The organism is Paenibacillus sp. NPDC058071, from assembly GCF_042885235.1.
In the GTDB taxonomy this organism is placed as follows: Bacteria; Bacillota; Bacilli; order Paenibacillales; family Paenibacillaceae; genus Pristimantibacillus.
This window is the reverse complement of the sequence record NZ_JBHVSK010000032.1, coordinates 1-10,258: the sequence shown is the minus strand read 5'-3', so window position 1 is coordinate 10,258 and position 10,258 is coordinate 1. Positions and strand designations below refer to the sequence as shown.

At 35.4% G+C, this 10,258-nt stretch carries 9 protein-coding genes; 7 read left to right on the top strand and 2 right to left on the bottom strand.

Going from position 1 to position 10,258, the window contains the following annotated elements:
* Positions 1–114: 114 nt before the first annotated feature.
* Complete coding sequence (locus tag ACFVTB_RS27510) at positions 115–744, top strand: YecA family protein (protein ID WP_387756585.1); 630 nt, start codon at positions 115–117, stop codon at positions 742–744.
* Between the two features lie 74 nt (positions 745–818).
* On the opposite strand, the gene ACFVTB_RS27505 is transcribed toward ACFVTB_RS27510, so the two are convergent.
* A complete protein-coding gene (locus ACFVTB_RS27505; protein ID WP_387756583.1) occupies positions 819–1,406 on the bottom strand; it encodes a toprim domain-containing protein in 588 nt (195 codons plus the stop codon).
* Positions 1,407–1,429: 23 nt separating this feature from the next.
* Positions 1,430–1,810: a hypothetical protein gene (locus ACFVTB_RS27500; protein ID WP_387756581.1), complete on the bottom strand. Its 381-nt coding sequence runs from the start codon at positions 1,808–1,810 to the stop codon at positions 1,430–1,432.
* A 299-nt stretch (positions 1,811–2,109) separates the two neighbouring features.
* Here ACFVTB_RS27500 and ACFVTB_RS27495 point away from each other — a divergent pair, with 299 nt between their 5' ends.
* From ACFVTB_RS27495 to ACFVTB_RS27470, 6 genes are all read left to right on the top strand, one after another.
* Complete coding sequence (locus tag ACFVTB_RS27495; protein ID WP_387756579.1) at positions 2,110–3,054, top strand: hypothetical protein; 945 nt, start codon at positions 2,110–2,112, stop codon at positions 3,052–3,054.
* A gap of 1 nt (position 3,055) precedes the next feature.
* Positions 3,056–3,529, top strand: coding sequence for a hypothetical protein (locus ACFVTB_RS27490; protein WP_387756577.1), 474 nt, complete (start codon positions 3,056–3,058; stop codon positions 3,527–3,529).
* A 1-nt stretch (position 3,530) separates the two neighbouring features.
* Positions 3,531–5,543: a hypothetical protein gene (locus ACFVTB_RS27485; protein WP_387756575.1), complete on the top strand. Its 2,013-nt coding sequence runs from the start codon at positions 3,531–3,533 to the stop codon at positions 5,541–5,543.
* A gap of 132 nt (positions 5,544–5,675) precedes the next feature.
* Positions 5,676–7,730: a RecQ family ATP-dependent DNA helicase gene (locus ACFVTB_RS27480; protein ID WP_387756573.1), complete on the top strand. Its 2,055-nt coding sequence runs from the start codon at positions 5,676–5,678 to the stop codon at positions 7,728–7,730.
* A 5-nt stretch (positions 7,731–7,735) separates the two neighbouring features.
* A complete protein-coding gene (locus ACFVTB_RS27475) occupies positions 7,736–8,908 on the top strand; it encodes a DNA-processing protein DprA (RefSeq protein WP_387756571.1) in 1,173 nt (390 codons plus the stop codon).
* A 175-nt stretch (positions 8,909–9,083) separates the two neighbouring features.
* Entirely contained in the window at positions 9,084–9,905 is an 822-nt protein-coding gene (locus ACFVTB_RS27470) for a hypothetical protein (RefSeq protein WP_387756569.1), read from the top strand.
* Positions 9,906–10,258 lie beyond the last annotated feature (353 nt).

Genomic DNA, 10,258 nt, shown 5'->3' with positions numbered 1-10,258 from the left:
TTGTTGTTTTGGCATTGTAGAGATCCGCTCCTTGGCATAATAGGTCTATTCTACAAGCCCTTATTTTTATTGTCCAACTAAGTGTAGCCGATCCACCTAGAGGCATTTAATAATTTGAACGATAAAGATTACTATGCTGCCTGGTGTTTATTTGATCAAATTGAAATTAAGCTTTCTTATTTAAGGAGACATTTAAGTACTGAGGAGACATATAATTTAGAGTTCTATGATCGAATCATTTTTCAATATCAAATGCTATTTCCTTACGAATATTTTTTCAGCAGAGAATCGGTTATCAGAAAATCTACTTGTTCAATTTGCGGTAAGATAGCCTCACTGAGAAATTCTTGTGGACATAAGGTTGGAGAAATATATGATGGTAAACTTTGCATCCGAAGAATTGATGAGGCTCAGTTACTTGCGATATCAGTTGTTCAAAATCCTTTTGATAAATATGCCGTACTCTTTCCCGAGGGTTTAGAATACAACTATTCCATGTTAGAAAATCTATTGGAACAATTGTCTGGTCCCTATGATGACTGGGGGTTAGAGATAATTAAAGAAAAAAGGAAAGAATTTGTGGGGGTGGGAAGGAATGCCCCATGTCCCTGTAATTCTAAAAAAAAGTATAAGTTGTGTTGTCATAATACTGTTGATGAACTTTTTGATCATCATCGCATAACTATTTACACGGATATTCCCAAAAAAAGAACACCAGTAAAAATGTTTCATACATGGAAGTGAGATGTCCTAAAGATCGTGTATATTACCGTTTTTTAATAAGTTGTTCTTAATGATGTATTCAATTTTTAGTGTGTTTATTTTATGGAATCATAAAAGTCATATGAATCTTCTATTAAGTGCGAGTTCGCTTTAAGTGGAATTTGGTAAGCCGCTGTTAAGGCCTCGTTGAAATCTTTAAGGATAGGCGTTTCAATAACTGTTACATATCTAAGCTTACTGAACTTTTGAGAAAACTTTACGGCAGCCTCTTGCCCCCAATTGGGAGCGGGGCTGCCGTTGCTATACGTAGCATTTGCATCATTATCTAGGCAAAATACAATCTCATTTGTTACATTCTCTTTAAGAAATCGCTCAAGTGCCTGATCAGATAAGCATCCGAGCGAAATGTAATGGGCGGCTTTCCAGTCATGCCCTCGTATTTTTTCAATTGTAGCCCGACTCGCAGCATCAATAGGACTTTCACATACATATACCCGTTTACTTTCAGGATATCCGCAAAGATGAAACGGGTAGCTTTTGTCGGAATACTCTCGGTCCTGTTTGAAAGGCTTGTTTAGAGTTGTGCCTCGCAATGAGCAATAGCGTGCAACTCCTTCTTGATCATACCCAACAAACGCGCAGTTACCTGTTTTGTTTTGCTGGTAAAATTTCTTTTCATGCATGAGTAATGAGATGATTTCAGGTGCTATTCCACGAACTTGAGATAGATACCAAGCAACTCGTCTGAAATTTGGTGCTTTATCGGGAAGGATGAGTTTCCTCGTTCTTTTGTAATAGAAACAACAGCCATTTGAGGAATATCCAATTCAAGTAGATAAGCGACTGCTTCTTTAAATGTCATCCTGCAAAAATGCATGGCAAAATCAATTATTCCGCCATGTGTGTTACTAGAAAAGTGGAAATACCGATTGCTGTCCTTAAAGAAATAAAGGCCGCCGCTTTGTTTGGCATGATACGCGCGGCGACCGCCGTTCTCAAGTACGTAACCATGTGATTTTGCAAACTCGATCAAATTAACCTGATTGGCTGATCTAATTTGCTCTTTTGAAAATAGAGTATGTGTCATGTACACTCCTCCTTTTTTAGAATTTTTTTAAAAATGCAATGGTTACTGAATCTATTGCTCCTGTTAATTATTGTTCTTCGATTAGGTAGAGTTGAAATAAATTCAATTCTACAGTTTGACAAAAAAATCTATAGAAGAAAATGAGTACTCTTCGCGTGACACCAAACATTTCCTAATGAAACATATGTTTGGAAGGAACTAGGCACAATGGAGTAGAATTATGTAGATATTTAGTAGTACATAGGTCTGGTATGCGTTGTGCTTTAAGAATGTTGTCGTTTACAAGCAGGAGGTGTCATATGATAAAGACTCGTTTTGGTCAATATAATGGTGATAGTTGGGAAGAAGCATGTCAGCTTTTTTTAAAGAAGAAGTACGAATCGGAAGGCTATCAAGAAATGATCGCACATACTCAGGGGGACTTGGGAATTGAAGGATTTACAAGAACAGGGGTTGTATTTCAATGTTATTGTCCAGACGAAGAGTACGAGAGTAAAAAACTATATGAGGCACAGCGAGACAAAGTAACAACTGATTTAGGAAAGTTAACGAAAAACAAAAAAGAGTTAATTAAATATATGGGAAAAGTAAAAATTAAAAAATGGGTTTTCTTGACTCCTATTATCAGAAATAAAGAGTTAATATCTCATTGTCAGGAAAAGGCAACTGAATACAAATGTAAAGCGGAATTAAAGGAACTCTTAGATGATGACTTTGATGTTCTAGTCCAAGATGAAGGTTTTTTTGTCGAAGAGATGTTATATGTCAAAGCAGTTCTGAATGAAAAAATAGATGTAAATGTAGCAGTTCCAAGTACAGAAGAGATAATTAACTGGAAGCAATGTGAAGCTGAGTCTGTACAAATTTTGTTTAGGAAAATATCTAAACTATTTAAGGGTAGTAATAATGCTGAGGCTAACACTAATAAATACGTTGACATTATTATCAGAAATTTTATAAAAGGTCAGAATGTGCTTGATGAGTTAAGAGATAATCATCCAATCTTGTTAGAGAAGTTAGTTCGTATAAAGAGCGGAATTGAAGCACACATAGAGCAGGAATTACTTTTGAGCGATCTTCAACCTAAAGAATTTAATAAGGAGATTCAATCTAAGTATAAATCTGCTTTAGAAAACGAAGCCTTTGGTAAAATGATTTCTTTTGTTCTACAAGAAGATGTTATCAGAGAAGCCGAAGCAGACTGGTTGGTTCGTTGCCCACTTGACTTTGAGGAGGGTTTTTAATATGGACTTGCCTTACGAACATGCTAAAAGAATAACATTTACCCGTAGGAAGGTACCGGTATCTCCGGAATATAGGCCATTAACAAAAATTGCGCAGATAGTTTTGGTTCTATCAATGGCCTCCAGAGGAAACAGTGCTAATCTGTTGAAATTTCAATTGTTAAATTGGGCGTTTAAATCAAATGAAAGAGATAGGGTCTTGCTAATGATAATACAAGATCCATTAATAACACCTCCTCTAATAAATATGGACCCTAGTGTTAATAGAGCATTACAATTTGCCGTTGCTGATAAACTAATTTCATTTAGTGAATCTACGGGGAAGTTCACTTTGTCTGCTAAAGGGACAGAGTTTGCAAAAGCTATAAATAAAGAGACAGATATTCTTATTTCGGAGAAGGCACTACTAACGAAGATTGGCTTGAGAGTAACTGATAAAGTTATTTCTACTCTATTTAAAGAGAGGCTAGTATAAGATGGCACAACTTAAAATAGACGCATTAAAATTAAACGTTGTTACTGATCAAGGGAAATTCGAAACATTTACAGCATTTTCTGATGGCTTAAATATTGTGAGAGCAAAAAACTCTACGGGTAAAAGTTCATTTGTTAACTCTATTTTATACGCTTTGGGTGTTGAAGAATTATTAGGCGGCACAAATGGGAAAACAATGAAACCAGTACTACGAGAAGAGTTGACATATCGAGGTAGTGTCTACAAAGTACTAGAATCAAATGTTGAATTGCAAATATCAAATAAGCACAAAAAAAATATCACTATGCGAAGATGGATTACAAGCACCTCAAGGGAAGAAAAATTAATAGAAGTGGAACTCGGGCCATCTCTAACTGAAGGGAGAAAGTTTAGGAAACAAGATTTTTATGTTCATCTTCCAGGCGCAGCTCAGAACGATGCAGGTTTCCATTCATTCTTAGCAGATTTTTTAGGGTGGGAGCTGCCACTAGTGCCTTCATTCGAGGGCAAAGAGAGATTGTTATATATTCAAACTTTATTTCCTTTATTCTTTGTTGAACAGATTAAAGGGTGGAGTTCATTTTATGCTCAACCAATCACTAATTACGGTATTAGAGAGCTATCTACTAGAGCTATTGAATTCATTCTTGGACTTGATGTTTTAAACAATAGTAAGCAGAAAGAAGAACTTCGGGTAGAAAGAGCTTTAATTTTACAAGAGTGGCTTACTCTTGTAAATAATATCAGAGAGAAAGCCAATATGATTGGAGCAAAAGTAGAAGGCTTGTCTGAAAAACCAGAGCTTTTATCTGCTTTTGAAATTTTTGTATATGATGACAATCAAAAACTAATCACTCTAACCGAAAGAATCTCTGAAAGGCTTTACGAATTAACTGAAAAATCTACTGTAGTAAGAAGTATCAAGGATGTTGAGAAAGAACACGAGGAACGAATTAACAATATTGAAAATAGGGTGTTAGCTCTTCAGAGCGAAGCAAATTCGGTCCGGCAAGAAATTAACTCTGGTGTTATCAATAAAAGAACTCTTGAAGAGAACCTTGCCCAGTTACAACAAGATTTAAAAAGTAATCAAGATGCAAAGAGGCTGATCGATCTTGGGTCGGATAAAAATTTATATATTGCTCAAGGTATTTGTCCTACTTGCAATCAAAAAATACATGAAACCTTACTTCCTCAAGATATAGAGTTCCAACCCATGACTCTCGATGAAAACATCAAATATATTAAAGATCAGCTTGCTACTTTGAAATTCGCTCTGAATCAATCTGACAATTTTGTAAATGAAAGAAACAAAAGATTAAATGCTATTACTGAAGCTTTAGAAGAGGAAAGAAGAAGACTTAGGAGCTTGAAATTAGAATTGAGAGAAGATCCTCGGATGTTGTCAAATCTAGATATTGAAGAGACACTAAATTTAAAATGGAAGATAAAGGAACTGAGAGAAGCTGAAAGCAGCTTTGAAAAGTATGAACTTTCACTAAACTCTCTAAAAAACCAATGGGAAGAATATTTGAAAAAAGTTAAGAAAATACCAGAGGAATTTTTCTCCAAGCTTGATAAAACAAAGCTCGAGACGTTTGAGAAAAAATTTAGATATTATTTGGATCAATTTGGCTATAGTAGTACCCCATTAAATGAAATATCAATTTCTCATGATAAATATACTCCTATGGTACGTGGATTTGATATCAAGTTTGATTCTTCTGCCAGTGATTTTATAAGGTTACGATGGGCTTTCACCTTAGCTTTGGATTATGTTTCAAACCATCACGGAGGAAATCATCCGCATTTATTAATTATGGACGAACCTGGCCAACAACAAATGAATATAAATAGCACTGGGAAATTATTTGACTCACTATCTGAATTAAACACTCAGAGTGTTATTGCTTCTTCATTAACTTTAGCGGAAATTAATAGTATTACTCAAGAAATTAAGGTCAATATTATTGATTTGGGTGACGAATACATTATTAAACCACAGTCTACTTAGATTAGGATTGCCCTTGGTTAATTATAGATTCAATGTTGTAATATGCGCTCACTGATAACTGTTTTTTGTAATAACAAGAAAAGTAGGACCTTAAAATAATCAGGACATGATAATAGAGAGGCGGAGAGGAAAATGACATTAACATCTATTGCGGATAATTATTTGAAGAAGATGTTCAATAGAAATGCTTCCTTCAAAGAGGGGCAATGGGAAGCGATCAATTCAGTATTACAAGGTGGACGAACTCTAGTTGTCCAAAAAACTGGCTGGGGCAAGAGTTTAGTATATTTTTTGTCTACAAGGATGATGCGGGATGATGGTGCAGGACCAACAATAGTAATCAGTCCACTTTTATCTCTAATGCGGAATCAAATGCAGTCAGCTGATCGGTTGGGGTTACGAGCAGCTACGATCGATAGTTCACTTAATGCACAGGATTTAGCAGAAATTGAAGAGGACTTGTCTCAAGGCAATATTGATGTTTTATTTGTTTCACCTGAGCGTCTAGCAAATGAACACTTTATGGAAGAAACAATACCCATGATTCGTGGGGGCATTGGCATGTTGGTTATTGATGAAGCCCACTGTGTATCCGACTGGGGACATGATTTTCGTCCAGATTATCGACGTATTTCTAGGATTGTCCGCGCCTTGCCTTCTAAAGTGCCGGTTTTAGCAACTACAGCAACAGCAAATAATCGTGTTGTTGAAGATATTCAGGAGCAATTAGGTTCAATGGAAGTAATTCGTGGACCATTAGCTAGAGAGTCACTCCATATTCAGACAATAGTAATGCCTAAAAAAGCAGTTAGGCTAGCATGGTTGGAAAATAATATCAACAACTTTCCAGGTAGTGGAATAGTTTATTGTTCTACAATTAGCGATTGTGAACTTGTAGCTCGCTGGTTGAGAAGTCGAGGAATATCAGCGGAGCATTATACAGGGCGACTATCGAAAGAAGAAAGAATTAGTCGGGAAGACAGTCTGCTTCAAAATGAAGTGAAAGTTCTTGTAGCAAATATAGCTTTAGGTATGGGATTTGATAAGGAGGATGTCGGTTTTGTTATTCATTTCCAGATTCCAAATTCTCTTTTAACGTACTATCAGCAAATTGGTCGTGCAGGACGTAACTTGGATCGTGCTTACATAGTTTTATTACATGGGGAGGAAGATGAGTCTATTCAACAATATTTTATTCGTCATGCCTTCCCTGCTTCGGAAGATACATTAGAGATTGTAGAATTGTTAGAATCGGAAGATAGTCTTACTGTTAATGAAATATGCTCTAGGTTAAATCTTGCAGAAGCAACAATAAAAGATTGTTTAAAGTTATTAGAAATAGATAGTTTGGTGGTCAAAAGTGGTAGTAAGTATTCAAGAACAATTAATCCTTTTCAGTTACAGAATGCACGTATCTCTAATGTTATAGCAAATAAAGAGCGCGAACTTGAGCGTATGAAAGATTTTGTATACACTAAAGATTGTTTGATGAAATTTGTGATACGTGAGCTAGATGATCCAGCGACTAATAACTGCGGGACATGCTCAAATTGTAATGGTGAATTTATAAATGCAAATGTTAGAGAAGAAGTTGTAGTAGATGCTGAGATTTTTCTCCAGCGTAACTTTTTTCATATTGAACCACGAAAGCAATGGGCTTCTAGAGCAAGAATACCTGTAAATTATCAGTGTGACCCTGGATTTGCTTTAAGCCGTTATAGTGACAGTGGTTGGGGACGATTAGTACGCAAAGGGAAATATGAAGATAATTGTTTTGATGATCAATTGGCAATTGCCTCAGCAGATGCTCTTAGAAATTGGATTGATAATAATTATGGTGAAGAAGACTTTATTGTTGCTTCGATTCCATCTTTAAGAAGGCCAAGTTTAGTAAGTAATTTTGCCAATAAAGTTGCAAGTCATTTGAATTTACCTTATGTTGATTTATTAACTAAAACATCAACACGTCCAGAGCAGAAGTTAATGAACAATAGCCAAATGCAAGAACAAAATGTTCGGGACTCTATTGAAGTGAATAAAAGCAATTATGTTGGATATAGTGTAATATTAATAGATGATATGGTTGATTCAAGGTGGACTTTTACTGTAGCAGGCTATTTACTTCGAGAATCGGGTTATGGAACTATTTTACCTTTTGCATTGACCTCAACATCAGAAAGTGGGTGACTTTAATGGAGAGGATTTCGGATGAGGGTTTAGCTATTTTATTGTTAACCTCTGATCTGTTATATAGAAAAACCAAGGATAAAGACCAAAAGCCGTTTACACATGGCGAATGGAACAAGTTTGCAGCATTACTGAGAAAATCAGCGTACTCAACGCCAGCAGTACTCTATGATAAAAATGAAGATCATTTGATGCAAGATTTATTGCTTTCAAGAGCAATGGCAAACAAGGTTTGCACACTGATGAAATATGCTGGTAGCATGGCTATTGAAATCGAAAAATTAGCAGGAATGGGAATATGGATTGCGACTCGTGGCGATAAAAATTTTCCTCAAAGAGTGAAGCAATTATTAAAAGAACAATCGCCGCCCTTTTTTTATGGTACGGGAAACGGGGAACTTTTGCGGTCAAGTGCTATTGGATTTGTTGGCTCTAGGGATGCTGATGAAAGCAGTGTAGAGTTTACAAAACGAATTGTTCGTAAAGTTGTAGAAGAAAGAGCTTTAATTGTATCTGGTGGTGCCAAGGGCATTGATCTTACATCTCAGAATGAAGCCTTAGCATATGGAGGCCAAGTAGTCTCATTTGTCCATTCTGAACTAGAAATGTTACTTAGAAAAAAAGATTTCCGAAAAGCCATTGCAGATGGTAATTTAACTGTTTTATCTGCTGTACATCCCTCAGCTCGATTTACCGGATTTAATGCTATGGGACGTAACAAATATATTTATACTCATTCTAAGGGTACAGTTGTAGTTTCTTCAAATATTAAAGGTGGAACCTGGGAGGGTGCTAATGAGAATTTAAAAAACTCTTGGGTACCGCTCATTGTGCGTACTAGTGAAAATGTACCTGAAGGAAACAGAAAACTGCTTGAAACGAATGAAAAGAATCCAATGGTAATTCCATTTATGAATGATAGTTCTCAATCAATTATTGAATTGTTAAAGAATGTCACAATTAACGAAAAAACTAAAAGCATCAGAAAAAAGGATTCAGATTTATTTTATCTAGTTTGGCCTGTTATTAAAGAACATATAAAACAAGGGTATTCTTTCTCTGACTTATGCGAAATACTTCATGTACTCCCAGAACAGTTAGATCACTGGATGAAACGAGGAAACAAAGTAGAATCAACCTATAGAGATTCTCCCGTCGAACAAACCACTTTGTTCTAGAGTAAATATTTAAGCTCACTCTATTAAATTCTGTATTTCTAATTTAAGGATATTTTCAAATTATATTTTTAGCCAATGGAACTTAATCACCCATTGGCTATTTTACAAACGTGGTCTCTATTAAATTTATCCAGTTAATGGAATGAACGATTTTATAATCTTCGGAGGTGTGTTCATGGGGTTGAAAAAAATGTATAAAAGGTTGAAAAAATCTGATAAGAATCATTTTGAAGATATTTTCTCTAATATAATGAAAAGGATCAATGGTCCAAATTTTCATCAAACTCAAACAAATCCAGGAGATAAAAAAGTTGACGGGGTACTTAATGGGGATACTGTATTTGCAGTATATGCACCTGAAACATATAAAGATAAGGAAGCTTTGAAAAAGGTCAAAAGTGATTATGAAGGCTTTATTAAAAATAGAAATGATGGTTACTGGAGTGGTATTAAAAAGTGGATCTTTGTTATTAAATCTCCACGGAAAGGAGCAACGGCTCCAATTCAAAGCTATATTTTAAACCTTAATGGTAAGGAAGAAATTGAAACTGGCATATGGACTTTAGAAGATATAAAAAAAATGATTAACGATTGGCTCCCTCTGGAGATTCCATCTAAAAAAAGGGCGAAAATTAAAAGTAAGCTTTTAAAGATAAAAGAACTTCATCAAACTCTTATTAAAGACTATGAGAACTTAGGGAAGAACGGAAATAGCTTATATCATTTTAGTGAGATGGAGAACGGTAAAGTTAGAGTGAATCTTTTTAGACAGTTAGCGTCACTCACGGCTGAGATTAAAGAATACTCCTTTCAATTTAATGAAGCTTTTAAAAAAAATGGATTAGAGCCGTTAGTTCAGTCTCTTCTTAGTTGTTCACCTGGAATGATTTCTGATGCCGCAGAATTAATAGACGCATATGAATTAATAGATACTGAGGATATTACAAATAGTATTTCGTCACTATGTGATGAAATGTATAAAATTATAGATAGGTAAAAAGATGCCTAACTATATGCTCAAACCCATTCGGGAATGTTTTACGATAACCATCATTACTTCATTATTATATTCTAAAAATGGTTGATCTCGAAAGACATCGGATAAAGTAAATAATAACAAAGTGATTTGAAATACGGTAGGAGGTAGCCGAACGGTTAGAACGAATGGGACTCAACGATTAATCCATTGCCAAGCCTGATTTTCGGTCCAAACCATTAAAGATTGGCGTAAGCAAGCTAACTCAATTCCGTTCCCTGAACTGTAACCTCATTTATAGACAGTTTAAAAAAATGGTTACCAAAGTCTTAGGCAGCAATGAGATGGCTTCTGAACTCATCAGGAGTCATCTT

What these genes read in the sequence shown, in the direction of transcription:
- ACFVTB_RS27505 (WP_387756583.1), bottom strand. Translation starts at nt 1,406, where the DNA reads ATGCATGAAAAGAAATTTTACCAGCAAAACAAAACAGGTAACTGCGCG.
- ACFVTB_RS27500 (WP_387756581.1), bottom strand. Translation starts at nt 1,810, where the DNA reads ATGACACATACTCTATTTTCAAAAGAGCAAATTAGATCAGCCAATCAG.
- ACFVTB_RS27495 (WP_387756579.1), top strand. Translation starts at nt 2,110, where the DNA reads ATGATAAAGACTCGTTTTGGTCAATATAATGGTGATAGTTGGGAAGAA.
- ACFVTB_RS27490 (WP_387756577.1), top strand. Translation starts at nt 3,056, where the DNA reads ATGGACTTGCCTTACGAACATGCTAAAAGAATAACATTTACCCGTAGG.
- ACFVTB_RS27485 (WP_387756575.1), top strand. Translation starts at nt 3,531, where the DNA reads ATGGCACAACTTAAAATAGACGCATTAAAATTAAACGTTGTTACTGAT.
- ACFVTB_RS27480 (WP_387756573.1), top strand. Translation starts at nt 5,676, where the DNA reads ATGACATTAACATCTATTGCGGATAATTATTTGAAGAAGATGTTCAAT.
- ACFVTB_RS27475 (WP_387756571.1), top strand. Translation starts at nt 7,736, where the DNA reads ATGGAGAGGATTTCGGATGAGGGTTTAGCTATTTTATTGTTAACCTCT.
- ACFVTB_RS27470 (WP_387756569.1), top strand. Translation starts at nt 9,084, where the DNA reads ATGGGGTTGAAAAAAATGTATAAAAGGTTGAAAAAATCTGATAAGAAT.